This window comes from Listeria ivanovii subsp. londoniensis, from assembly GCF_000763495.1.
In the GTDB taxonomy this organism is placed as follows: domain Bacteria; phylum Bacillota; class Bacilli; order Lactobacillales; family Listeriaceae; genus Listeria; species Listeria londoniensis.
Genome location: NZ_CP009576.1, coordinates 1,244,358 through 1,270,706 on the forward strand (window position 1 = coordinate 1,244,358; position 26,349 = coordinate 1,270,706).

Genomic DNA, 26,349 nt, shown 5'->3' on the forward strand with positions numbered 1-26,349 from the left:
ATTCGGGTTTTTATGATTGTTTTCTATATTTGAGAAGAAAATAATTTACATCTGATGCCATTTAATACTATAATTGAAGTTATATACCGTTTTACAGCCTAAAAAAGGGTCTACATATTTATTTCATCGTAGGCGACGTATCAAGTATAAAACAGATCAGTGTTGGTTAGGAGGAAAAAAATGAATCGAATTAAAAAAGTATTAGTAGCTAACCGCGGGGAGATTGCGATCCGTGTTATGCGTGCATGTACTGAACTCAAAATCAAAACAGTGGCTATTTATTCACAAGAAGATACCGGAAGTTTCCACCGGTATAAATCAGATGAAGCTTATCTGGTTGGAGCAGGGAAAAAGCCCATTGATGCGTACCTAGATATCGAAAATATAATTGAAATTGCAAAAGAATCTGGTGCAGACGCGATTCATCCGGGATATGGTTTCTTGTCCGAAAACATTGAATTTGCTCGTCGCTGTGAGCAAGAAGGCATTATTTTCGTTGGTCCTAAATCAAAACACCTAGATATGTTTGGTGATAAAATCAAAGCCAAAGAACAAGCACTACTAGCAGATATTCCAGTCATTCCAGGTAGTAATGGACCGGTTGCTGGGATTAAAGAAGTAGAAGAATTTGGTGAAAAGAACGGCTATCCACTTATGATTAAAGCTTCCCTTGGTGGTGGCGGTCGTGGTATGCGTGTTGTGGAATCCAAAGAACATGTAAAAGAAAGCTTTGATCGTGCCTCTTCTGAAGCAAAAGCAGCTTTTGGTAATGATGAAGTCTATGTTGAAAAATGTGTGATGAACCCTAAACATATTGAAGTACAAATTCTAGGAGACACACATGGAAATATCGTTCATTTGTTTGAACGGGACTGTTCTATTCAACGCCGTCATCAAAAAGTAGTCGAAGTAGCACCTTGTAATGCGATAACTTCAGAACTCCGTAATCGTATTTGTGATGCTGCAGTAAAATTAATGAAAAATGTGGATTACATTAATGCAGGAACAGTAGAATTTTTAGTGGAAGGCGATGATTTTTACTTTATCGAAGTTAATCCTCGTGTTCAAGTGGAACATACTATTACCGAAATGATTACTGGAATTGATATCGTTCAATCACAATTATTTATTGCAGATGGTTATGCACTTCATGACCAATTAGTCGCAATTCCGAAACAAGAAGACATTCATATTCACGGTTCTGCGATTCAAAGTCGTATTACTACGGAGGATCCACTTAACAACTTTATGCCAGATACAGGTCGAGTAGATACATATCGTTCGACAGGTGGTTTTGGTGTTCGTTTAGATGCCGGCAATGGTTTCCAAGGGACAGTTGTTACACCGTTTTATGATTCACTACTTGTAAAACTATGTACGTGGGGAATGACTTTTGAGCAAGCGACTCGTAAAATGCGTCGTAACTTGATTGAGTTCCGTATTCGTGGTGTGAAAACAAATATTCCTTTCCTATTGAATGTAGTACGTCATCCGGATTTTGCAAGTGGTAATTACAATACAAGTTTTATTGATACAACACCAGAACTATTCAAATTCCCGCATATTCGTGATCGTGGTACGAAAACATTACGTTATATTGGGAATGTAACAGTGAATGGCTTTCCAGGAATTAAGCATCGTGATAAACCTGTCTATGCAGAACCACGCTTGCCAAAAATCCCGTTTGGTTCGCAAATTGCACCAGGAACTAAACAAATTTTGGATGCCAAAGGTCCAGAAGGCGTTGTTGATTGGGTGAAAAAACAAGAAGAAGTACTCTTAACAGATACGACTTTAAGAGATGCTCATCAATCATTACTTGCTACGCGCGTTCGTTCTAAGGACATTTTTCAAGTGGCTGATGCGATGGCACATTTATTACCGAATATGTTCTCCTTCGAAATGTGGGGCGGTGCTACGTTTGACGTGGCTTATCGTTTCTTGAATGAAGATCCATGGGTGCGTCTTGAAACACTTAGAAAACAAATTCCAAATGTCATGTTCCAAATGCTTCTTCGTGGAGCCAATGCGGTTGGTTATAAAAACTATCCGGACAATGTTATTCGTGAGTTTGTTAAACAATCAGCACAGTCTGGTGTGGATGTATTCCGCGTGTTTGACAGCTTAAACTGGATTAAAGGCATGGAAGTGTCTATTGATGCTGTTCGTGAAGCAGGCAAGGTTGTAGAGGCCTCTATTTGCTATACTGGTGATATTGATGATGAAACAAGAACCAAGTACACGATTGATTACTATAAAGATATGGCAAAAGAGCTTGTTGCTCAAGGGACACATATTTTAGGAATTAAAGATATGGCTGGGCTTTTGAAACCACAAGCTGCTTATCGCTTAATCGGTGAACTGAAAGATACAGTAGATGTGCCGATTCACCTTCATACACATGACACTAGTGGGAATGGTATTTATACGTATGCTGCGGCTGTCAGTGCTGGGGTTGATATTGTTGATGTGGCATCCAGTGCGATGAGTGGAGCGACAAGCCAACCAAGTATGACTGGCCTGTATTACGGCTTAGTTAATGGTAACCGTCAAACAAACTTAGATGCTCAAAACTCTCAAATTATCAACCATTACTGGGAAGATGTCCGTCATTATTATAAAGACTTTGATAATGCACTTAACTCTCCACAAACAGAAGTATACATTCACGAAATGCCAGGTGGGCAGTACACTAATCTCCAACAACAAGCAATCGCAGTTGGGCTTGGTGACCGCTGGGATGAAGTCAAAGAAATGTACACTGTTGTAAACCAAATGTTTGGGGATATCGTCAAAGTAACGCCATCTTCTAAAGTCGTTGGAGACCTTGCACTATTCATGGTCCAAAACGAACTAACAGAGGAAGACGTCTACGAAAAAGGCGATACTATTGATTTCCCAGATTCCGTTATTGAATTCTTTATGGGCGAAATTGGCCAACCTTATGGTGGATTCCCTGAAAAACTTCAAAAGCTAGTGCTCAAAGGACGGACGCCACTAACGGATCGTCCAGGTGCTTTAATGGAGCCAGTAAACTTTGCTGAAGTAAAAGCGGAACTAAAAGAAAAAATGGGCTATGAACCATCTGAAAAAGATGTCATTTCCTATATTCTTTATCCAAAAGTATTCCTAGATTATCAAGAAATGATTAACAAATATGGTGATGTAACTGTACTTGATACACCGACATTCTATAAAGGAATGCGTCTAGGTGAAACAATTGAAGTTGAATTAGAAAAAGGAAAAATCCTCTTAATTAAGTTAAATTCAGTTGGAGAACCAATTGCGGATGGAACGCGGGTTATCTATTTTGAATTAAATGGTCAACCGCGTGAAATTAACATCCAAGATATGAATGTTCAATCAACTGTCATTGCGCGCCGTAAGATTGACACAACGAATCCAGAACATGTCGGAGCAACGATGACAGGTTCGGTTATCCAAGTAGTTGTGAAAAAAGGCGAGTCTGTGAAAAAAGGCGATCCGCTACTTATCACGGAAGCAATGAAAATGGAAACAACAATCCAAGCGCCATTTGATGGAGAAGTCAGCAGCATCCATGTTTCTGATGGGGATACCATTGAGTCTGGTGATTTATTGATTGAAGTAAACAGAATCTAAAAACATAATAATTAACGGGTGGGAATATGACGCTAATTAAAGTGACAAACTTTAAAAAATCGAGAATTTAAACGTGAAGATATAGACGTTTTTTGAGATTTATTAGCGCAATATTTCCACCTGTTTTTTCAACTAAAAAGGAGAACTTACATATGAAATGGTTTAAAGGAATTGCTGTCGTTTTATTACTAGCTGTTTTAACTGCATGTGGAAATACAGAAACGAAGGAACCGACAAAAAAAACAGAAACAATTGAAGTGAAAGATGCAACGGGAGAGACTATCACGCTAAAAGAAGCGCCAACCAAAATTATTTCCCTTATGCCAAGTAATACGGAAATCTTATTCTCATTAGGTCTTGGAGACGATGTGATTGGGGTTTCAGCATACGATGATTATCCAGCAGAAACAAAAAATATTGAAAAAGTAGTTTCGACAAACGTAGATACCGAAAAAATTATTTCACTAAAACCAGACTTAGTACTTGGCCACGAATCTATGCTTTCCTCTCAAAAAGATGCTTACCAACAATTAAAAGATGCTGGAATCAACCTATTTGTTGTTCCAGATGCAACTAATTTAAAAGATACAGAAAAAACAATTACAACTATTGGTGAATTAACTGCAACGGACAAAGAAGCAAAACAAGTAACAACATCTATGGAAGACCAAAAAGCAGCAATTGAAAAGAAAGCAAAAGAACTAAAAACATCACCAAAAGTTTGGATTGAAATCAGTCCAGATTTATACACAGCAGGTAAAGGAACATTTATGAACGAAATGCTCGAACTTGCTGGTGGAACGAATATTGTTACCGAAGACGGATTTATTCCATACAACGAAGAAAAAGTAATTGAACAAAATCCAGATATTATTTTATCCGTCTATCCAGATGCGAAATCAACTATCGAAAAACGTACTGCTTGGAAAGACATTTCTGCTGTTAAAAATGATCAAATATATGAAATGGATGCTAATAAATTAAGTCGTCCAGGACCAAGGTTGCTTGAAGGCGCGGCTGATATTCAAGCGGTTCTTGAAAACTAATTCTTTGATAATTAAAGATGAAGCTTTACAAAAAACAACTTTTAGGGTAATTTAACATAGGGTGTATTTTTTTACTATATAGAGTTAGTAAAAGGATGCACCAATTAATAAAAGCAAATTACACATAGAAGACGAGGCATAAACAGCAAGAAAAGGCAGCAATGACGACAAATTATACTAACAAAGTGTACTTAGTTTTTTATGGAGGAGTTGCCTATATAGCATATTTAGCTGAATCTGGTTGTGAAACCATATTATTTTTCGGGAAGAAGTGTTTTTGTGAAACAGATTATGGAAGTTATTAAAGAACAAATTAAAAATTTACCAATGATATTTCGCATTGCGCGCTATGAAGATAAGGCTACCTATCAAAGTCATTATCTAGGGCTTGCATGGCAAATTTTAAATCCATTAATTCAGATTGCGATTTATTACTTTGTCTTTGGTTTTGGAATGAATGCAAAATCCGGATCTGATGCAAGTTATATTGAATGGATGTTAGCCGGAATTATTCCTTGGTTCTTTATTAGTGCGGTTATTTTACAAGGTGCGAATAGTATTTATAATAAAATAGGCATGGTTTCAAAAATGAATTTCCCAATGAGTATTTTACCTAATATAACGATTGTTTCTAATTTAACAAGTTATTTTACGATGATGGTAATTTTACTAGGCTTGTTTGCGATTAATGGAACTCCTATTACGATTTATTGGGGTCAGTACTTGTATTATTTTGTAGCGATGATTTCTTTCTTATTTAGCGTTACATTATTTAATGCAACGGTTAGCGTTTTAGTAAGAGATTATTATATTATGTTACAGTCCATTATGCGTGTTCTTTTTTATGTGACTGGAATTGTTTGGAATTTAGAAACTATGTTACCAGAATGGCTTGTTAGTTTATTAAAATTGAATCCGATATACTATGTAGTCAATGGATTTAGAGAAACTTTCTTAATGAATAAAGGTTTCTGGGAATCTCCATCATACACGATGTATTTCTGGTTAATTACACTGACATTACTATTCGTTGGTGCGACGCTACACATGAAATTCCGCGAACGTTTCGTGGATTATTTATAGGAGGTTAGACAGATGGGTAACAATATTAAAGTAGCATTTAAACATGTGTCGAAAGAATATGACCTCTATCAAAATAAATCAGATAAGATAAAAGGCTTGTTCATGCCGAAAAGCCAAAAAATGCAATCTTTTTGGGCTTTGCGAGATGTCTCTTTTGATATTCATGATGGTGAAACTGTTGGACTTATTGGGATAAATGGTTCTGGTAAATCTACTATATCCAGTATAATGTCTGGTGTTATTCCTCCGACTCAAGGGGAGGTCGTTATTAATGGCGAAACGTCTTTAATTGCTATCGCAGTAGGATTGAAAGGTCCACTTACTGGCTATGAAAATATTCGATTAAAATTATTAATGCACGGTATGAAAAGTTCTGAAATCAACAAATTGATGCCAAGTATTATCGAATTTGCCGATATTGGTGACTTTATTAATCAACCAATTAAAAACTATTCAAGCGGAATGCGTTCTCGTTTAGGTTTTGCCATATCGGTGCATACTAATCCTGATATTTTAGTCATCGATGAAGCGTTATCAGTGGGGGACCAGACTTTTTATGAGAAATGCGTAAATAAAATTAACGAATTTAAAGCGCGTGGAAAAACAATTGTTTTCGTCAGTCACTCACTTGGGCAAGTAAAAAGCTTGTGTGACAGAATTATTTGGATGCACCATGGTGAAATAAGAGAAATGGGCACGGCGCAAGAAGTTGCTCAAAAATATGACGAGTTTGTAAAATGGTTTAACAAACAACCAAATGATTATAAGAAAAAATATCAAAAAGAGCATAAAGAAAGTCAAAAAGCACCTCAAAAAAAGGTTTATCCTAATCCAAATGCCAATAAATATCGATTAACACTTTTTGATAAATTCTTTTTAACTGCGTTGATCTTACTGACAATTTTATTTGGTATTTTAGTAGCAACAGAAAAATCATTTAAAGGTTTAATTAGTGAGGGTACGGAAAATCAAATGGAACACATAGTACATTTAGATAGTAAACATATAAAAATTAAGTTGTAAAATATTAGTAGAATCCCAAAAAGTTTGGGCTTAGTATAATAAAGTAGACACAAAGTTAAGAGGAAAAAGAAGTCTGCGCTGAGTGAGATATCCATGCAGACACACTATATTATTGGATATCAGAATATGATAAAAGTGTGTTTCCGTGAAATGGAAGCGCGCTTTTTTATATTATTATCTATGCATAAAAAAACACAAAAATAGCACTCTTTGTTAAAATTAAAGTACCAACAAAAACTAAACAAAGGAGTGCTATTTATGTATATCGATTATAACATGGACCAATTAATTCTTCTAATGGATTTATCAATAATGATACCAGAAAATCATGTATGTCGGACGATTTTCCAGCAGCTAGAGGCTATCTAGAAGTAGATATTCAAGTTTGGCAAGGTTGTCCATCCTATTATGCAAAAGCTGTATAATAGGATGGACGAGAGTTCATAACTAATTCAACCATATATGCACAACAAGTAATAAAACTTTTACGTGAAGTACAAGCTACTAAAGGAACAGATATATTACCAATTCAGTATAAATTAGGATTTAGTGATATAAATAAGTTCTTTCAAGAAGTCCTTATAATAAGTCGATTCAAAATGAGAAAAAGAATGACCGAATGGATAGTTGAAATCACCAATATACGGTTTTTTTGAAAAATCAATAACTTGTGCTTCAGGCAATTTAGCTAGGAAGTAGTTATTTAATCGATTCCAAAAATAATTGTTTTTTTCGATAGCCATTTTATTTTTATAAGTTACTATTTTCCCATTCTCATTATAGTAAGAAGTTGTAAAGCCACCTAAGTTTAAAATAACTTTATCAGCAGGAATTATTTCTGTTAATTGTGTGATGAATTGGTCTGCATAACCTTTCCATTCATTAAAGAATTCTTCATTATTAATATGATCTAATATTCTTTCATAAGAGAGATCATTAAGTAGTTGGCTATTTTCTATTACGTACGATAATGTTATTGCAGTTTTATTATTAAGCCAGATAACTGGCCGAATTACATCTGGATAGAGATCAATTAGTAAGTAGTCAGAATTGGAATTTTTGAGATTAGTGAAAAAGTTTTTTTCAAAGTCTCCCTCTACTGTAATTCGTTCACTAGGTATTATATCCTTATATCTTTTCAAATCAAATCCACTAGCTGATTCGGTCATCACACTAATGATAGAAGAATGAAACTGTGTAAAGCTACATTCGAAAAATGCTTTATAATCTGGGTTAAAGTATGAAGAAGAGTTAAATGCGTTGCGGCTAAAGCAACTCCCCATAATAGCGATTTTAGTAAGATCTGATTTGGTTTTTGGAGCAATAATAGTATTACAAGAGAGATTATTTAAACTATTTCTAGATAATTGAGCTCGGAACTTGTTATCGTTAGTAGAAAAAAAATCAGAGGAATCAAGATTAATTTCATTTGGAACTAAAATAGGTAAATCAGGTGTGTTTTTGGAGCGAATAAAAAAATCCCATGTCGCATCTGCTTTGTTTATAGGACCTGATAAAAAATCTTTTTTGTTTATTCGTACAGAATGCTTAGATAAGCTTTTTTTTAATGGCCAAATTTGCTCCACATTATATTCAAATATACCAGCCTTCTTATCTTGTCGCTTCAAAACAATTTGGCTTTCCGAAAACTTGTTTTCAAATTTAAACTGTAAAGTGATTTCCTTTCTATTTTCTTGTAATTGGCTTAATTTAACTAGTCCTTGTATATTTTTTTTGAAATAAAATGATAATCTATTAGAGCCAGTGACATAAGACCTTAAAGTAGCAAAAAGTGGTGAGCCTACTTCAACTTCTCTTGGAATTGAGGTTTTTACGTCTGCATCAATTGATAGAAATGTAGGCAATCCTTTATTTGTTTCGGGAGGTGTTATATCAATGATAGCATCTAAAATATTCGTATCATCTACTAGCAAATCAGAGCATAAATCACTAACCAATATGGAAAAGAAAATCTTATTATCCTTAATAATGCCTAAATTAAAGGATTGTTGTTGCTCGTGAAATAGATAAAGACTGGGTGTAGGTCTACGCTTTAGATGTAGTTTTGCTGAAAACACCCCATCTGGAAGTAAAGGGTTAATTTGGATACTTCCAGACATAATATTTTCACTTAATGAAAAACTTTCTATTGAGGCAATAAGTTTTCTTGGTTTACTAACAAGTGTTAAGATACCTTCAGGGAATTCAAAATGATATTCGTAAAGTGAATTGTCTGGATAAAATGGTTTATTTATTATTGGTCCGTCTGTAATTAAATGTGTGTAGGGGAAATCGCCATTTACTTTAAATTTCCATGCAACTTCTAGGTCAGGTTGAGAAAAGTTTGCAAGTTCGTCCACGGAAATAACTGCTTTGAATGATTTTTTTTGTTGTGTAAAAGGAATGTTTAATTTTTGCTCAGGATGTTTATATTCTCGAATTTCATTGTAATAAGCTTGGATGCTATTGATTTTCCCTTCAGAAAAACCAGATATTTCCCATGTTTTAGAATCGGTTAACTGAATTTCTTTTATATAAAATTTCATTTCTAACTCCTTAAAATTTAATTGTCACATGTATATTTTATCATAGAATAATAAAATCCCCTACGAAAATTAATCAAAAATGTATGCGCATATTGTAATTACTTAGGCTTAAGATGTAAGGTTTTTTTCTCTAAACTAAAAAATTGTGCTAGGGCAATATCAGCTAATTTAATTTTAATTCTATTATTTTTGTATCTGAATATAACTTAAGTATTAACCTACTTATTGCTAGGCTGATTTTGTGTAGATAGTTGATAAACAGCCCTAAATAAGATATGCTGTATATACTGATTGCAGAAAAAGCGGAAAATATTTTTAAGAGTCGTGTGACCTTGTTAAAATTAAGGAAGAAGTTCTAAGTGAAAATATAGTACAATTAACAAATATTTTTATTGCAAATTTAATTATGAATGATTTAATTACTGACAATAGCCAGATTATGTTCGTTGATGATGGAAGAAAAGACAAAACCCGGAAATTTAATGAGGGATATTCAGAATCAAATAACCATATATTGAGGCTTAATTTAAGTCATAATTAAGAATACCAAGGGGAGTTATTAGCTGGACTTAAATCTGCGCATGTAAATTATCGAATTGTGTTGTTCCAATTGAAGGAAATGTATATTTTTATCAATTTGGAAATTTATACATTAATCGTAATAAGAAAAAAGATCATGCCCTTAGATTTAATGTTCTCTATACAGTTTAGAACCTCTAGTATCAAAAATATATATTGTGTTGGACTTAAGTGTAATGATTTTTTGCAAGGACTTACTGACTATAATATGTATCAATTATTATGATGCAGACTGCAGACAGAGGTATTTTGTGACATATTTTTTATTAGGGAGAGTCTATAAAATGAATATTGATTCAAAAGAAAACATCGAACAGAATCGAGAGTCAGGAGTAAGCATAATCATGCCACTTTTTAATGTGGAAGAAGTAATTCTTGAAACACTAGAAAGTATTCATGAGCAGACTTTTGAAAAGTATGAAGCTTTATTAATTGATGATGGATCAACAGATAAAACAACGGATATCGTAATGCAATATATAAAGGATAAACCACAATTTAAGTTATATAAACAAGCAAATGGCGGACCGGCTTCGGCAAGAAATCATGGGCTGCGTTTGGCAAATAAAAAGTATATTTGTTTTGTAGATAGTGATGATATCATTCCTAACTATGCGTTACAACTTATGTATGATGGCGCAATAACAACAGGTGCAAAATTAATTACGGGAGCAACCAAACGATTTAATTCAAAAGGTGAATGGTTTATCCCAATGCATATTAAATATAATATTGCAAAACCTGGAATGAAAACATTACTAAATAATCCAGAGTTATTTTATTCTATTGGACCATGTGCAAAATTATATCACCATTCTTTAATTGATGGTGTCTTCTTTCCTGAAAATATTCGTTATGGTGAAGATCAACCTTTTGTTTTACATGCTTTGCTTCAAGCAGAGAATATTTATACTGTAGAGAAAGTTGTTTATTATTATCGACTTCGAGACGGTGAATCTCAATCATTAACTCAATCTGTCAATAAAAATCCAATTCGTATTTTGAAATCTATTTTTCAGATATTTGATTATGGTGAAGCAGAACTATTAAAAAATAATACTGAGTACGAGATAGCATTAAAATATTATCAGCGAGTTTCAAGTGTGGAGCTTTGGGGAGCTTTAAGAGCTGCTATTGAAAGTAGGAAAAGTGAAAATCAACAAATTGCTTTTACGATGATATTGGATTGGTTTAAAAATAAATCAGATGACTTTTTAAATATTATACCTTCATTTAGATATTTTTTATTACACAGTAGCATTGAACGAGTACGATATATAACAAAAGATAACAAAGAAAATTATCGCAAACTTATTGCTTATTTATGGAGCAGGCAGGGAGAAGAAGCAAAAAACGCATTTAAAAAAGCCTACCCAATTCATATGAAAGCAGTTTTGCAGATAATAGATAATAATGACTGGAAAGACGCGCGGAAAATCTCTTTAAAATTTATTATTCGACGTAAATTTAAAGCTCCAATTTTGATAAGTAAAGTAAGCAGAAGAATTGTATTTAAACTAGCTACCTGGTTACCACGGAAAAAAAATCAAGTAGTTCTTGCTACAGAAAGAAGTACGCAGCTAGAGGGGAATTTACTAGCTATTTATGATTATTTGTTTTATAATGACATGCCTCAAAAAGTATATGTATTTTTACGGAAAAATCGTAATTGGTTTGAAATGTTTCAACTATATTATGTACTAGGAAGAGCTCAGACTATTGTTTTAGATGATTATTATAATAAAATTTACGGTTTAAAATTTAATAAAAAGTCTTATGTTGTACAGTCTTGGCATGCAACAGGAGCTTTCAAAAAATTTGGATTTAGTGCATTAGAAGGAACAGATGCAAATACAAAAGAATTTGAAATACGTGCACATTCTCCATATACTGATGTACTCGTTAGTTCTGAAGGTATAATACCAGAATATATGGAAGCATTTAGAAAGAAAGCAAATCAAATTAAACCAATTGGCGTACCTCGTACAGATATATTTTTTGAACATGAATATGTGAACTACACGAAAGAAAAATATCAAAAAATGTATCCACAATTAAGAGAGAAAAAAGTCCTTCTTTATGCGCCAACATTTCGTGGGGGGCCAAACGAGCGCTTTAATTATAGTGTTGTACTTGATATTGCAGCATTGAAAAAAGAACTTGGTGATACTCATATCTTAATATTGAAGTTTCATCCGGTTATAAAAAATGTTTCATTCAATATAAAAGAAGATGATCCATTTATCTTAAATTTATCAGTGAATCATGATATTAATGATTTAATGTTATTTAGTGATGCTTTGATTACAGATTATTCATCGGTTATTTTTGAATATAGCTTGATGAATCGCCCTATTTATTTCTTTGCTTACGATATTGATGAATATTTAGACGAAAGAGGATTTTATTTTGACTATAAGGCGACAATTCCTGGAGAAGTTTTTAAAGATACAACATCACTTATTAATTCAATTAAAAATGGAACTTACAATTACGCTGACCTTGAAACATTTAAAAAGAAATTCGTTGGAAGTTTAGATGGGAATTCAACAAAACGTTTTGTGGAGACTTATATTACGAAAAATAATGAGGATGTGAACCATTTATGAGTCTAGTAATTGAACAGCTTGTTATAAAAGATGAAGAGACAAGATGGGGAAGTCCGTATCTTTGTGAACAAGTAAAAAAAGCTGTTATGAATACCACAGCAGACTTCTTAGTAGTATGCTCTGAATCTAATCAAAGAACCTTATTACAAATAAATGACTATGTTAATCATTTTTATGAGAATATGGAGAATGCAGATATTCATCTATTTAATCAAAATCCTGTGTTTCTCCAATATTTGCGTAAACTTCCAAATGAAGAAGTTTATGAGATGACTGAAAAACTTCAATTCGTTGATGAAAAAGTTTTAAAACCTGCTAGTACGTATTTGGAACGTGATCCACATATGTTACTGGAGGAGATGGGACCGTATATTTTGTATAACATTACTTTTTTAAAAAAATATTTTGGGAAAGTGGTAGAAAAACCTCATTTAATTGATATTTTTCAAAAAGCAAATATTGTGTATAAACACAACGTTTTGGAAGAAACGAAAAAGAATGAACCTAGGATGCAAGTAGTTGATTATTATACAATAAATGATATGATTGATTGCTGGAGTTTTTACAGAGCATTAGAGGGTAATTACACAAAGTTAGATTTGGTTTTACTGGATTTTGATAAAAACTTTTTTAACTATCTGATTCGTACGAAATTAGGTCCAACTTTTCAAACAAATTTAAAAAATGGTGACTTAATAGACGCGCAAGAAAATTTAAAAGCACTTACTATTTTCCTTGAGAATCATAACAAACAGCTAGTAAGTGAACTAATATCAGTGGGTTATTTTTACTTGCAGTTTCCAGTTGAAAAATATTTGGTTTGGAGCGGAAATAAGTCATTCAGCGCAGTCTATTTACAATTTCTAAAGGTCCTTTTCGATAAAACGCATTATCAAACAAAACAATATTATTTGAGGCATTATCGACGTGCTACGAATGCAGTGTATAAAGCAGTTGGTTTGAATTCTATGAAACCCATTGCTAAAGCTTATAAACTTTATTATGTATTAAGTTAAGGTATAAAAAACGATGTAGTGTGCTCCTAAAAGTTAGACCAAAAAATCTAACTTTTAGGAGCGTATTTTAATTGGTTAAATGTGATTATAAATTAAAAAAACAAGTAATGGAAGTTTATCAAAGAAGGGGGAATCAAACTATCGATCAATTCTTTTCTATCTCCCATTTTTTCCTATGTTGGGAAATTGGAATTTGTCGAGTTGCACAGACGAAAAGGCAAACAACATTATTCTTACATGAATATCCTATTACAAAATTAATGAATTTAATTAGGGGAAAACAAAGTATAATCTACTCAAAAATAGTTTGTTTTTTAAAGCTAACTTCAAGGGGCATGCAGTATAGTCAATGAGCAGATAGGCCTCTTTGTTTGGGGAATTGCTTATTTTTGTTACAAAAATGTAATTTATAAAGGTCTGAAATCTGGTAAACTATAGGTTAATAATGCTTTTAAAAGAGGAGGGGACAAAAAGCGAGAAATATATAAACGATAAAAATTAAGTGAACTGAGTTTGTACCTTCCATAGAGGAGTGGGAAATTTGCATTCCTTTTCAACAGTAATACTTATCTGTTTAAAACGTTCTCTAAAAATATTCACAAATAATAAATTTCTTAAAGTAGCTAAAATCTTAGCTTACTATAATTATGAACGTTATACAGTTATCACAAAAAAGAGTTTTATGAAAGAGTGGTTGATTAGAATTAAATTCAAAAAAATAATTTGTAATCTGATACTTATTCTTATATTAAGTATAGTATTATTCCCTACGATAAAAGCAAATGCAGCCTCAGATGATTTAAATTATTATGCTATTAATGATATTAATTTACGTTCACAAAGAGATTTTTCAAGTAGTATAGTTACTGTCATTCCAAAAAATCAGAAAGCGATAGTAAAAGCTAATTCAGAAGATAAAGACGGTTGGGTAGAGATTTCATATAAAGGTTATAAGGGTTATATGAAAATTAATTACTTAACGATGCTGAATCCCTTACAAAGTTACGGAGAATATTATGCTCCAAGTGCTGTAAATTTACGAGCGAACCGTGATTTTTCATCTGCAATAGTTGTTACGATTCCTGTTAATGCCTTAATGTATGTGGTAGATGGTTCAGTAGACAAGAACGGTTGGGTGCGGATTATTTATGAAGGTAGGGTTGGTTACATGAAACAAAACTACATTACAGTAAAAGACCCAACTAAAAATTATATCAATTATTATGCACCAAATGCAATAAACATGAGAGAATCCAGAACTTTTGATTCACCAACAGTGACTACAATCCCAAAAAACCAACAATTTTATATGGAAGAAGGCACGACTGACACAAATGGTTGGGCAAAGATTTTGTATCAAGGAAAAGTTGGCTATATGAAAACTTATTATTTCTCTATAACAGACCCAACAAAAACATATGGTATTTATTATGCACCAAACATCGTAAATCTACGAGCGGGCAGAAGTTTTGATACAGCGATAGTAGAATCAATACCTCAGAATCAACAACTGTATGTAGAAGATAATTCGAGGGACAAGCACGGCTGGGTGAAGATAATTTCTCAAAATGGTGTGGTTGGCTATATGAGAGACTGTTATTTAACGACTTATAACCCTACAAAAACGTATTTTGAGAACTATGCTATAAGTGCTTTGAATATAAGAAGCAAGCCAGACTACAATTCAGAAACAATTATAGTAGCACCTAAAAACGCTAAAATTTATGTGGAGCAAAATTCAAAGGACGCAAACGATTGGCTTAAGGTGGCATATAATGGGCGAGTTGGTTACATGAAATCTGCCTATATTACTGCTAAAGTGCCAAATGCAAAATATAGTATTAAATATGCAACAAGCAATATCAATTTACGCCAATCTAGAACTTACGATAGTAAAATAGTAGATGTTATTCCAGAAAGTGCGAAAGTAGAAATGGAAGTAGGAAGTCTAGATAGTAATAACTGGGCTAAATTTATTTATGGAAACACAGTTGGTTATATGAACGTTGCTTATTTTAGTGATAGTCCATATCAACCAATTAAAAAAACGTATAAAGAAACAGCCTATACTTCTACATTTTCAAATGCATTAACGAAAACGATGGCTGGCAATCCGCAAACCGATAAGAAACCTGCTAACTCTTATATAAATGTAGAGGCCATTAAACTTACAGGAACTAACAAAGGTACAGCAATAACTGCTAATGGTCAGGTTAGAAGTACCGCTAGTAAAACTGGTTTCGTACAAGGGAAACTGAGAAATGGTGAAGCGATAACTATTTTAAATACGGTAACAGCAAGTGATGGTAGCAAATGGTATAAATTCAATTTTAATCGGCAGTGGTTTAATGCCACACAAGAAGAAACATCTTATTATTTGAATCCGAATAATTTTGCTGAAAATTCAGCAACATATTTACAATTTTTAGTTCTCTCTAAACCAGCAAATATTAATACAAATGAAGTTAACAAAAACATCCTTGCTGGAAAAGGTATATTAGCGAATAAAGCGAGTAGCTTTAGTAAAGCTGCAACGACCTATAATGTGAATGAGATTTATTTGATTTCACACGCTCTCTTAGAAACCGGGAATGGGACATCTCAGCTAGCTAATGGAGTTACCGTAAGCAAGGTTGATGGAAAACCAGTTACACCGAAGAAGGTTTATAACATGTATGGTATTGGAGCGGTAGATAGTGATCCATTGCGTGGTGGTTCAGAATACGCCTATAAACAGGGCTGGGATACTCCAGAGAAAGCCATCATTGGTGGCGCTGGTTTTGTAGCACAGAATTATATCTCCAAAGGACAAGACACACTTTACAAAATGAGATATAATCCAGCTAACCCTGGCGTTCATTTATATGCTACTGATATAGGCTGGGCTTCAAAACAAACAAAAGGAATGCAAAATTTGTATAATCAGTTATCAAGTTATACGCAACAGTTTGACGTTCCAAAATATAAATAACTAAAATAAAATGAGCTACTTCAATGTTTTTGGAGCTAGCTCATTTTATTTTTGTAAGGGTACAATAGATATGTTACACTCTTAAACACAAAAAAAGACATTCCCATGTATAATTAAGCTACCAAACACAATCAACAGGAGGAATGTCTCTATGCCAAGTATAACAGAAGAAATGCGAGTTCGGGAAAAAATGTGTATCTATGCCCAAAAATATGGCGTCACCAAAGCAGCAAGAAGATATCAAACCAACCGCCGGTTTATTTACCGACAATTAGCTAAATACGACGGAACAAAACAAAGCTTAGCTTTCCAATCAAGAAAACCTCACCGCCATCCTAATCAGCATCAAGAAAAGGAACTAATACTCCTTCGGAAAATGTATCGTCGCTTTGGCTTCGAAGGCCACGCGGAAGTATACGCGCAAACTTTAAAACGAGGTTATGAGCGAAGCTTTGGCGGAATGAAACGTGTCATTCGCGACCTGACCAAGCCAGCTCCTCCCAAAAAGAGAACCTGGAAACGAAATAACCAAGGACCTAAACAAACCAAATCTTTTCCAGGAGAGCTAGTACAAGTTGATATTAAATATGTCCCTAAAGAGTGTATCCTCTGGAAAAGCCATCAAAAAAGTTATTACCAGATTACCGCCATTGACACATTCAGTTCCAAGCGGATTTTACAAATTGTAGATGAAAAGTCTATGACGAATACCGTACGCTTTATCCAAACATTAGAAGAGAAAATGGCCTGCAAAATCCACGCTATCCAAACGGATAATGGGGCTGAATTCACCAAAGTAACGCCTGGTGCTACAGGGCTTACTAGCTTTGAACAAGTCCTTTTTGATAAGGGGATAACGTATCTAAAAACTAGACCTTATTCTCCTTGGCAAAATGGTATAGTAGAACGTTCGCACCGGATTGATGGAGAACGTTTTTACCATAGACAAAAATTCCGTTCACTCGAAGAACTCATTCGGAAAAATCAACGTTACCAAAATCGATACAACAATATTGCGAAGCAAAAACATCATTTTCAATCACCTAATCAAGTAATGAAAGCCTATTTCCAGCAACTTCATTCCAATATGGTCAGCTAATCATCCATCGAAATCTCTTTTTGTAACATATGTTTGTGTTTTCTAGATTTTTGGAGCTAGCTCATTTTATTTTTTCATTGCACTACAATCTTTTTTTTGCTATATTAAGGAATAGTAATACTTTGTTAGGAGTGAAGAATGAGCGTGTTAAATAAAAAAAGAGTTATAGTTGGAGTTTTGCTATTATTATCAAGTTTTTTTATGATAGGCTATTACTCAGATTCATTAAAGGTGAATGTTAGTTGGCTTGTTTTCTTGTCATCATTGATTGTACTTTATTTTAGACAAGTAAAAAATTTTCAATTTCAGTGGTCGGCATCAATTACTGCAGTCATCTTAAGTTTATTTTGGATGGCTTCATCATATAATGGTGGACCCTATGGTGGGAATTTTCTTTTTAATAGTATCATTTTAATAGCAACTTTTTTTGCTATTACTGCATTTGTCTTACTATTAATACAAGAGTTGAAAACTGAATATAAGATTCAGAATCAAAATAAACCAAAATGGACCTTATTTGCGCTCTTTTCCCTAATTCCTTTTTTTGTATGGATGATGTCTTTTCTTGCCTATTTTCCAGCAAAAATGACTTTTGATTCTTACTTCCAATGGGCAATGGCTCACGGGGTTCGCCAATATAGTGAGTGGCACCCAATGTTACATACTTTATGGATACAAGCTACTAGTTTTATCTATAATTCACCTGCTAGTTATATTTTTTCACAAATAGTAGTTGTTTCATTAATTGTTGGTTATGCAATTTACACACTTGTAAAAATGGGCGCAAGCAAATGGATAGGGTTAGCTATTTCTATAGGCTATGCTATCTATCCTGTGGCAATGATTTATTCAGCTACAGCATGGAAGGATTTTCCTTTTGCAGCCTTTATTCTACTTTTCACAGTGCTTATTTTGAAAATAGTCCAATCTAATGGGCAATGGCTAAAAAATTGGTGGCACTTCGCAGCCTTTATTTTAGTAGCCTTTATTTGTATTAACTTAAGAAATAATGGGATTATGATAGTAGTAGTTTCCCTTGTTGTTTTACTTATCTTCATGAAAAATTATCGACTTATTATTGGGGGAGTATTAGTTGGAACTCTGGGACTGAATTTTTTATTCGGTTTTGTTATGACAAATGGTTTACATGCACAATCCAACCCATTAAATCAGGCTTTAGCAATTCCTTCACAACAAATTGGTGCAACTTTTTATAATGATGGAGACTTTACTCCAGAACTGAAAGAATATTTCACTTCTATTTTGCCAGAAGAAAACTGGAAAAAAGATTATAATCCATATACCGTGGATCCGATTAAACATGATGCTGAATATGATGCAACTGTTATTGAAGATGACTTTGGACTATATCTCAAAAACTGGTTTAAGCTACTTACACACAATTTTGGCATATATGTAGAAGCGTATCTGGATCAGATTGCGGTAATATGGCAGTTTGACTCACCAGATGATTACAAAGTATTTTTTGATACACCGGCAGATATTCAAGATACGCGATATGATGTAAAAGCATTTGCCCATTATTTTCCAGATGGATTATCTGAGGAAGAAATGAACAAATTAGGTTATAAAAAATACGAAGAAGAATATAAGAGTGTAACTGGAAAAGAGGCAATTAGTTACAATGAGTATAAAGAGAGAATTAAAGATTCTATCCAACCACTTATCTCTGAAACTAAATCTGCTAGTATAAAGAAAATAATGGATGGCATTTATATGAAAACAACGCAAGAATGGCAAAATTATTTACTAAAAGGAGCAATACCACTTCTTTTCCTTATAATTGCAATCGCATCTGTTTGTTTCCAAAGTTCGAAAAAAAGATTGCTTATATTTGCCCCAGTAATTATGGCCGTAATAACTATAGCAGTTGCTATGCCAGCGACAGACTATAGATATTGTTATAGTTTTGTCTTTACTGTGCCAATTGTGTTCTTTGCTACTAAATTAAGAATTATTGAGAAAAATGAAATCTAAGGAGAGAATTATATTGAATTTGAATGAAAAAGTGGCTGTACTTTTACCATGTTATAACGAAGAATTAACGATTGGTAAAGTGATTGATGATTTTAAGAAGAAGCTTCCTAATGCTGACATCTATGTATATGATAATAATTCTAAAGATAGAACGTTTGAGATAGCGCAAGAGCACGGGGCAATCGTTCGAAAAGAAATGCGCCAAGGTAAAGGTAATGTAGTTCGTTCTATGTTCGCTGATATTGAAGCTGATTACTATTTGATGGTCGATGGGGATGATACTTATCCGGCAGAATATTGTCATGAAATTTTAGAGGCACTTCGTAATAAAGAAGCAAATATGGTAATTGGTGATCGCTTGAGTAATGGAACTTATACAGAAGAAAACAAACGAAATTTTCATGACTTTGGTAATTCCCTTGTTCGTAACACCATTAATCGTATCTTTAAAAGTAATTTACGAGACATTATGACTGGTTATCGTGGCTTTGATCGTTACTTTGTTAAGACGATGCCAGTTTTAAGTCCTGGATTTGAAATTGAGACTGAAATGAGTATTCATGCTTTAGAGAATCGCTTTTTAGTGAAAGAAATTGAAATAGATTACCGCGACCGTCCAGAAGGTAGTGAATCAAAACTAAATACTTTCAGTGACGGGTTTAAAGTCATTATGACAATAATAAAATTGTTTAAGAATAGTCGCCCGTTCTTATTCTTTAATTTATTAGCTTCTTTATTTGTAATTATAGGTGTAATTATTGGCTTACCGGTAATTATTCAGTTTGCTCAAATTGGCTTAGTATTAAAATTCCCAAGTGCATTACTTGCGACTGGAATAATTTTGATGGGGATGCTGTTTTTCATCTGTGGTCTAATCCTTGATACAATTGCTCATCGAAATAGACAAATTTATTTCTTAGAACTGGTTAAATATCGTGAAAGAAACCCTATAGACTAATTCAGGTAAAATAAAAAAACGTATGAAATCTACTTTTGAGAAATAGATTTCATACGTTTTTTTATTTTTATATGAATTATTTTTTTGTTTTAGCATGAATTTCAGCATAAAGCTCATCTACTAATTTGGCAACATCATCTTTAATCTCAGGATGTTTTAGAGCAAATTGCATCGTTGTTTTGATAAAACCGAATTTATCGCCAACATCAAAACGTTCACCTTCGAAATCATAAGCGAAAACGCGTTGAATTTCGTTTAAGCTGTTTATTGCATCAGTTAATTGTATTTCGCCACCTGCACCAGGTTTTTGTGTTTCTAGAAAATCAAAAATCTGTGGTGTTAATAAATATCTTCCTAAAATAGCAAGATCGGATGGTGCAGCACTTGGATCTGGTTTTTCTACAAAGCCATTCACATTGTATAAGTCTTTACTGTACTCGTCAATTGGATCAATAATACCATAACGATAAGTCTCATCATGTGGTACGGTTTGAACTCCAATAATCGAGCTATGTGTTTTTTCATATTGTTGGATTAATTGCTTTGCACAAGGTGTTTTAGCTTGAACAATGTCATCACCAAGCATAACGATAAATGGTTCGTTGCCGACAAATCCGCGAGCCTGGAGAATAGCATCGCCAAGACCTTTAGGCTTAGATTGACGAATGAAGTGAAGATTTATATTCGTTGTTTCTTCAATTAAATGAAGTAATTCGAGCTTGTTTTTTTCACGTAAGTTGGATTCAAGCTCAGGTACAGAGTCAAAATGATCTTCAATAGCTCGTTTACCTTTACCTGTTACGATTAGAATATCTTCAATTCCAGATTCAACAGCTTCCTCTACAATATATTGAATGGTAGGTTTGTCAACGATTGGAAGGATTTCTTTTGGCATTGCTTTTGTAGCAGGGAGAAATCTAGTTCCTAATCCCGCTGCTGGTATAACTGCTTTTTTTACTTTCATTTAAACGCTCCTTTAAAATAATATTGCTCTAATAAACTTTATTATACGCCATTCATTGATAGCAATTCAAGTTGGACACTAAATAGCGTAGTTTTACTATGTTATCTTGACATTTAGGGCCATTTGTAATAGATTGAAGAAAGTAAATAAAAAAAGTATCATAATATTTGTGTCGTTAAAGAAACGAATGCAGGATCAGGAATGTCTGGTACTAATTGTTTAAGCATTGCTAAGGTTGCAAATGATTTTGACCTAGAAAAAGTACGGGCTTTTAAAGAAAGGTTCTTTGATGACTTAGATGGAAAGTCTGCTGAACGGATTGTGAAAGAACTTATTAAGTAAGTTTTAGCTTTTAAAATGTGGTATAATAAACACTGTTAAAAAAACAGTTAAAGGAGATTAGAGAATGATATACGCTCAAATTTTAGCTGGAGGAAAAGGTACGCGAATGGGTAACGTTAGCATGCCGAAACAATTTCTACCTCTAAATGGTAAACCAACTATTGTTCATACGGTAGAAAAATTTATTTTAAATACTCGTTTTGATAAAATTCTTATTTCTTCACCAAAAGAATGGATGAATCATGCAGAGGACAACATTAAAAAATATATTTCTGATGACCGTATTGTGGTAATTGAAGGCGGAGAAGACAGAAATGAAACAATTATGAATGGGATTCGTTTTGTGGAAAAAACATATGGCTTAACTGATGAGGATGTCATTGTTACACATGATGCAGTTCGTCCGTTTTTAACACATCGAATTATTGAAGAAAATATTGATGCGGCACTTGAAACAGGAGCTGTTGACACTGTAATTGAAGCACTTGATACGATTGTTGAATCAAGTAACCATAACTTTATTACAGATATTCCTGTCAGAGATCATATGTATCAAGGACAAACACCTCAAAGCTTTAATATGAAAAAAGTTTATAATCACTATCAAAACTTAACAACGGAAGAAAAACAAATTCTAACAGATGCTTGTAAGATTTGTTTGCTTGCTGGTGAAAAAGTGAAATTAGTTAAAGGCGAAATCTTCAATATCAAGATTACGACCCCTTATGATTTGAAAGTAGCAAATGCGATTATTCAGGAGCGGATAGCCAATGATTAATCAAGTATATAGACTTGTTTCAGAAAGACAGTTTGAAGTTGCCAATGTGGATGAAAGTTTAACGGATGATGTTGTAGTTGTAAGACCAACACATTTATCTATTTGCGCGGCAGACCAACGTTACTATACAGGTTCTAGAGGGAAAGAAATGCTATCTAAAAAACTTCCGATGGCTCTGATTCATGAAGGTGTCGGCGAAGTAGTTTATGATGCAACTAAAGCGTTTAAACCAGGAACTAAAGTAGTGATGATACCAAATACACCATTTGCCAGCGATCCTGTAATCGCGGAGAATTATTTGCAATCAAGTAAATTCCGTTCAAGTGGTTATGATGGTTTAATGCAAGACTATGTATTTATGCGGAGAGACCGTGTGATTGCATTACCAGATGATATTAATATGAAAGTAGCAGCATTTTCTGAACTCATTTCTGTTGCTGTTCATGCGATTTTACGATTTGAATCAAAAAGTAATGCTAACCGTGAAACTTTCGGTGTATGGGGCGACGGAAATTTAGGTTTTATCACTTCTTTATTACTAAAATCTTGGTATCCTGAAAGTAAAGTATATATTTTCGGTAAAACACCTTACAAATTAGATTTCTTTTCATTTGTAGATGGTGCTTATTCAATTGATGATGTACCAGCCGATTTAGTTATTGATCAAGCATTTGAATGTGCTGGCGGAATGGGTAGCCAATATGCTGTAAGTCAAATTATTGATGTGATTAAACCAGAAGGAACGATTTCATTGCTAGGTGTATCGGAATATCCGATCGAGTTTAATTCACGCATGGTGTTGGAAAAAGGGCTGACTGTATACGGAAGTAGTCGCAGCGGTCGAGTTGATTTTGAAAAAACAGTAGAATTTTTATCAACAAACAAACGAGGCGTAGAATATTTGCAAAACCTTGTTGGAGAAGTTCATTCTGTTCATTCCATTCAAGATGTTATTGAATCATTTGAAGCTGATTTACGTAGCCCATGGGGTAAAAGCGTTATGGAGTGGAAGATATAATAAAAACATTGGGGAGTTTAGGTCATAAGCCGGTGATATTTGTTTGCTAAAGTAGATTTAGGAGGCAAGTTATTCGAATGCGTTTATTCGAAAATCATTTGCTTTATCCTAAACTTCCCAGCTTTTATATGGAGAGGGTAGTAGAATGAAATTTGCGATTATAATTCCTTTTTACAATGCTGAAAAAAGGTTAAAAGTATCCATAAATAGTGTTATTAAGCAGTCCTACCGTTTTTTAGAACATGTCGAGGTGCTGCTTATTAATGATGGAAGCACGGATAATAGCGGGATTATTGCTAATCATTACGCAAAAAAATATCCCAATAATATTCGCGTGTTAAACATTCCTAACGGTGGACCTGCGAAAGCGAGAAACATTGGAATACATAATGTACGAGAAGATACTGACTTTGTCGGCTTTTTAGATGCAGACGATGTTTTATCTAGTAATATGTTAGAAAAGATGGCAGTTTTTTTGAATCAATCTAACGTAAATATGGTAGTACCTGCTTTTTATTATTTAGATGATTTTGGTAAAAAACAAAAAATTGCTCCACATAAATTAAATTATCGTTTTAAGAATGGCAATCGAATGGTGAATATTGAGGAAGAACCTCAGGCAATTCATTATTATATCGGGGGAACTTTTTTACGTTATAAGAGCTTGCAAGAATTTTCGTTTGCGGAGGAGCTTTATTTTGGGGAAGATCAGCTCTTAATTACGCAATTTTTATTGAAGAATCGAACGTACGGATTAATTGCGGATGCGGGTTACTATTACTATCGCGATATGAAACAAAAGGGTTCGCTTGTAAGTTCTTCTTGGAAAAAAAACGAAAGGTATACAGCTTTTCTTGAGAAGGTATACCAAACATATATAGCAGATTCTCAAAAGGAATTTGGAAGCGTCATTCCTTATATAAAAACACTTATTGCTTATCATGCGAAGTTGTTTTTTTATAAGGAGAATGTGTATTTTAAAGAGGTACTAAATGAGGCTGAACAAGAAGGCTTTGTGGTTGAACTACAGCGAATATTGAAGGTAGTCGGAGCTAATACGATTTTGGCTCTAGACACACCGCTTGTTGTAAAAGAAATGATGCTTTCGATTATGCGAAATGGTTGGCCAGTGCAGTTTGAAATGGAACCATTAAGTGAGGTACCGCTAGTTAGTATAAAGGAAGTCTATCGAATAGGTAAGCCAGCTGTAGTGGAACTATCGCTAGAAGAACAACGGCAGTCTTTGCCAAATGAAGGACATTTTGTTCTCGGCACAAGTACTGACAGCTCATCTGCTAAGTTAATCACACGTAAATCTGACCAAAAAATTTGGGATATTTCGGTAAGAACGGCTGGAAGTATAGAGCGAGCGGTGTTTAATTTAAAACCATTTCAAAATAAAGTAGCAATCTTTTACATCGATAGGCATAAAAAAACGTCAATTATCGAGTTACGTGTTATGAATAGCTTATTGGCAAAAATAAAACGAAATATCAAATTAAAACGAGATTTTAAATAAAGGGTGGGAGGGAATATCCTGATGAAGTTAGTACAAAAGGTATATTATCTGCTATTTAGGTTGGTGGGATTTTTACCTCGACAAAAGCAATTGGTGATGTTTGAAAGCTTTTCTGGAAAACAATATAGTTGTAATCCACGAGCGATTTTTGAATATATGGAAAAAAATAATCCAGAATATGAATTACTCTGGAGTGTGAATCCGAAATATGTCGAACTTTTCAAAGTGCAGGGTGTCCCATATGTTACACGTTTCTCAGTAAGTTGGTTATTTAAAATGGGACTGGCAAAATATTGGATTTCTAATAGTCGACTGCCATTAGAGCTACCGAAACCTAAAAAAACAATCTATGTGCAAACTTGGCACGGGACTCCTTTAAAGAAACTTGGGGTTGATATTGAAGAAGTTCATATGCCGGGACAAACGACGGAACAATACAAAGCAGATTTTGTAAAAGAAGCGCAGAAATGGGATTATTTAATTGCGCCTAATGCATATTCTAGTGCTATTTTTAGACAAGCGTTTGGATTTACTGGTGAAATGATTGAATCGGGATATCCACGTAATGATATTTTATTTAGTGCGGACAAAGACGTGAAAATCGCAAATATCAAAAAAGCATTAAATATTTCAGAAGATAAAAAAGTTGTTTTATATGCCCCAACATGGCGGGATAATGATTTTTACGAAGCAGGAAAATACAAATTTGATTTAAAAATAGATATTGCTCAAATGCAAGAAAAATTGGGAGATGAAGTAGTTTTGCTTGTTCGGATGCATTATCTAGTTGCGGAACATTTTGATTTTGCGCAATATGGAGATTTTGTACGAGATGCATCAAAACATGAAGATATTCGTGATTTATATTTAGTGAGTGATTTGTTAATTACTGATTATTCTTCTGTATTTTTTGATTATGCGAATTTGAAACGGCCGATGTTGTTTTATACGTATGATTTGGCTGAATATCGTGATACGCTCCGTGGTTTTTATTTTGACTTTGAAAAAAATGCTCCCGGACCACTAGTCGAAACTAACGAGCAATTAATGGATGAGCTTGGTAAAATGCTTGTCAATCCGCCTGAAATAGAAAGTAGTTTTTTAGAGCAATTTTGTACTTGGGAAGACGGACATGCGGCAGAAAAAACAGTGAATATTGTTTTTGCTAAAAAATAGGCG

The 26,349-nt window shown here is 33.7% G+C and carries 17 protein-coding genes; 15 read left to right on the plus strand and 2 right to left on the minus strand.

What is annotated here, in order from left to right; all coding sequences use genetic code 11:
* Positions 1 to 180 precede the first annotated feature (180 nt).
* The 4 genes from JL53_RS06105 to tagH all read left to right on the plus strand — a co-directional run bounded on the left by JL53_RS06105 (position 181) and on the right by tagH (position 6,773).
* Positions 181 to 3,621, plus strand: a complete 3,441-nt coding sequence (locus tag JL53_RS06105) for a pyruvate carboxylase (protein ID WP_003719297.1) — start codon at positions 181 to 183, stop codon at positions 3,619 to 3,621.
* A 152-nt stretch (positions 3,622 to 3,773) separates the two neighbouring features.
* On the plus strand, positions 3,774 to 4,667 hold the full coding sequence (locus tag JL53_RS06110; protein ID WP_038407075.1) for an ABC transporter substrate-binding protein: 894 nt from the start codon (positions 3,774 to 3,776) through the stop codon (positions 4,665 to 4,667).
* Between the two features lie 279 nt (positions 4,668 to 4,946).
* Entirely contained in the window at positions 4,947 to 5,750 is an 804-nt protein-coding gene (locus tag JL53_RS06115; protein WP_038408181.1) for an ABC transporter permease, read from the plus strand.
* A gap of 12 nt (positions 5,751 to 5,762) precedes the next feature.
* On the plus strand, positions 5,763 to 6,773 hold the full coding sequence (gene tagH, locus JL53_RS06120) for a teichoic acids export ABC transporter ATP-binding subunit TagH (RefSeq protein ID WP_038407076.1): 1,011 nt from the start codon (positions 5,763 to 5,765) through the stop codon (positions 6,771 to 6,773).
* 539 nt (positions 6,774 to 7,312) lie between these two features.
* On the opposite strand, the gene JL53_RS06125 is transcribed toward tagH, so the two are convergent.
* Positions 7,313 to 9,319, minus strand: coding sequence for a DUF6270 domain-containing protein (locus JL53_RS06125; RefSeq protein ID WP_038407077.1), 2,007 nt, complete (start codon positions 9,317 to 9,319; stop codon positions 7,313 to 7,315).
* 863 nt (positions 9,320 to 10,182) lie between these two features.
* Between JL53_RS06125 and JL53_RS06130 the strand changes: the two genes are divergently transcribed.
* The 6 genes from JL53_RS06130 (at position 10,183) to JL53_RS06160 (ending at position 20,549) form a co-directional block, all read left to right on the plus strand.
* Positions 10,183 to 12,507: a bifunctional glycosyltransferase/CDP-glycerol:glycerophosphate glycerophosphotransferase gene (locus JL53_RS06130; RefSeq protein ID WP_038407079.1), complete on the plus strand. Its 2,325-nt coding sequence runs from the start codon at positions 10,183 to 10,185 to the stop codon at positions 12,505 to 12,507.
* Positions 12,504 to 13,523, plus strand: coding sequence for a hypothetical protein (locus tag JL53_RS06135; RefSeq protein WP_038407080.1), 1,020 nt, complete (start codon positions 12,504 to 12,506; stop codon positions 13,521 to 13,523). Before JL53_RS06130 ends, JL53_RS06135 begins: the two co-directional genes overlap by 4 nt.
* Positions 13,524 to 14,205: 682 nt before the next feature.
* Positions 14,206 to 16,494: an SH3 domain-containing protein gene (locus tag JL53_RS06145; protein WP_038408182.1), complete on the plus strand. Its 2,289-nt coding sequence runs from the start codon at positions 14,206 to 14,208 to the stop codon at positions 16,492 to 16,494.
* A gap of 151 nt (positions 16,495 to 16,645) precedes the next feature.
* Entirely contained in the window at positions 16,646 to 17,593 is a 948-nt protein-coding gene (locus JL53_RS06150) for an IS481 family transposase (protein WP_038407082.1), read from the plus strand.
* Between the two features lie 138 nt (positions 17,594 to 17,731).
* Positions 17,732 to 19,591 carry a DUF6020 family protein gene (locus JL53_RS06155; protein ID WP_235317710.1) on the plus strand — a complete coding sequence of 620 codons (1,860 nt, stop codon included), beginning with the start codon at positions 17,732 to 17,734 and terminating at the stop codon, positions 19,589 to 19,591.
* 13 nt (positions 19,592 to 19,604) lie between these two features.
* Positions 19,605 to 20,549 (plus strand): glycosyltransferase family 2 protein, encoded by a 945-nt coding sequence (locus JL53_RS06160; protein WP_394355637.1) that lies wholly within the window; start codon positions 19,605 to 19,607, stop codon positions 20,547 to 20,549.
* A gap of 76 nt (positions 20,550 to 20,625) precedes the next feature.
* Here the strand turns inward: JL53_RS06160 and galU are convergent, their stop codons facing one another.
* Entirely contained in the window at positions 20,626 to 21,513 is an 888-nt protein-coding gene (galU, locus tag JL53_RS06165) for a UTP--glucose-1-phosphate uridylyltransferase GalU (protein WP_038407083.1), read from the minus strand.
* A 201-nt stretch (positions 21,514 to 21,714) separates the two neighbouring features.
* Here galU and JL53_RS15650 point away from each other — a divergent pair, with 201 nt between their 5' ends.
* From JL53_RS15650 to JL53_RS06185, 5 genes are all read left to right on the plus strand, one after another.
* On the plus strand, positions 21,715 to 21,855 hold the full coding sequence (locus tag JL53_RS15650) for a hypothetical protein (RefSeq protein ID WP_158423291.1): 141 nt from the start codon (positions 21,715 to 21,717) through the stop codon (positions 21,853 to 21,855).
* Positions 21,856 to 21,919: 64 nt separating this feature from the next.
* Positions 21,920 to 22,633: an IspD/TarI family cytidylyltransferase gene (locus JL53_RS06170; RefSeq protein ID WP_003719309.1), complete on the plus strand. Its 714-nt coding sequence runs from the start codon at positions 21,920 to 21,922 to the stop codon at positions 22,631 to 22,633.
* Positions 22,626 to 23,651 carry a ribitol-5-phosphate dehydrogenase gene (locus JL53_RS06175; protein WP_003719310.1) on the plus strand — a complete coding sequence of 342 codons (1,026 nt, stop codon included), beginning with the start codon at positions 22,626 to 22,628 and terminating at the stop codon, positions 23,649 to 23,651. The genes JL53_RS06170 and JL53_RS06175 overlap by 8 nt, the downstream gene beginning before the upstream one ends.
* 145 nt (positions 23,652 to 23,796) lie before the next feature.
* Entirely contained in the window at positions 23,797 to 25,170 is a 1,374-nt protein-coding gene (locus JL53_RS06180) for a glycosyltransferase family A protein (protein WP_038407084.1), read from the plus strand.
* A 21-nt stretch (positions 25,171 to 25,191) separates the two neighbouring features.
* Positions 25,192 to 26,346: a CDP-glycerol glycerophosphotransferase family protein gene (locus JL53_RS06185; protein ID WP_038407085.1), complete on the plus strand. Its 1,155-nt coding sequence runs from the start codon at positions 25,192 to 25,194 to the stop codon at positions 26,344 to 26,346.
* Positions 26,347 to 26,349 lie beyond the last annotated feature (3 nt).

Bases quoted from the DNA above. Each gene is read 5' to 3' on its own strand.
- JL53_RS06105 (WP_003719297.1), top strand. From the start codon at position 181: ATGAATCGAATTAAAAAAGTATTAGTAGCTAACCGCGGGGAGATTGCG.
- JL53_RS06110 (WP_038407075.1), top strand. From the start codon at position 3,774: ATGAAATGGTTTAAAGGAATTGCTGTCGTTTTATTACTAGCTGTTTTA.
- tagH (WP_038407076.1), top strand. From the start codon at position 5,763: ATGGGTAACAATATTAAAGTAGCATTTAAACATGTGTCGAAAGAATAT.
- JL53_RS06125 (WP_038407077.1), bottom strand. From the start codon at position 9,319: ATGAAATTTTATATAAAAGAAATTCAGTTAACCGATTCTAAAACATGG.
- JL53_RS06130 (WP_038407079.1), top strand. From the start codon at position 10,183: ATGAATATTGATTCAAAAGAAAACATCGAACAGAATCGAGAGTCAGGA.
- JL53_RS06135 (WP_038407080.1), top strand. From the start codon at position 12,504: ATGAGTCTAGTAATTGAACAGCTTGTTATAAAAGATGAAGAGACAAGA.
- JL53_RS06145 (WP_038408182.1), top strand. From the start codon at position 14,206: ATGAAAGAGTGGTTGATTAGAATTAAATTCAAAAAAATAATTTGTAAT.
- JL53_RS06150 (WP_038407082.1), top strand. From the start codon at position 16,646: ATGCCAAGTATAACAGAAGAAATGCGAGTTCGGGAAAAAATGTGTATC.
- JL53_RS06155 (WP_235317710.1), top strand. From the start codon at position 17,732: ATGAGCGTGTTAAATAAAAAAAGAGTTATAGTTGGAGTTTTGCTATTA.
- galU (WP_038407083.1), bottom strand. From the start codon at position 21,513: ATGAAAGTAAAAAAAGCAGTTATACCAGCAGCGGGATTAGGAACTAGA.
- JL53_RS15650 (WP_158423291.1), top strand. From the start codon at position 21,715: ATGTCTGGTACTAATTGTTTAAGCATTGCTAAGGTTGCAAATGATTTT.
- JL53_RS06170 (WP_003719309.1), top strand. From the start codon at position 21,920: ATGATATACGCTCAAATTTTAGCTGGAGGAAAAGGTACGCGAATGGGT.
- JL53_RS06175 (WP_003719310.1), top strand. From the start codon at position 22,626: ATGATTAATCAAGTATATAGACTTGTTTCAGAAAGACAGTTTGAAGTT.
- JL53_RS06180 (WP_038407084.1), top strand. From the start codon at position 23,797: ATGAAATTTGCGATTATAATTCCTTTTTACAATGCTGAAAAAAGGTTA.
- JL53_RS06185 (WP_038407085.1), top strand. From the start codon at position 25,192: ATGAAGTTAGTACAAAAGGTATATTATCTGCTATTTAGGTTGGTGGGA.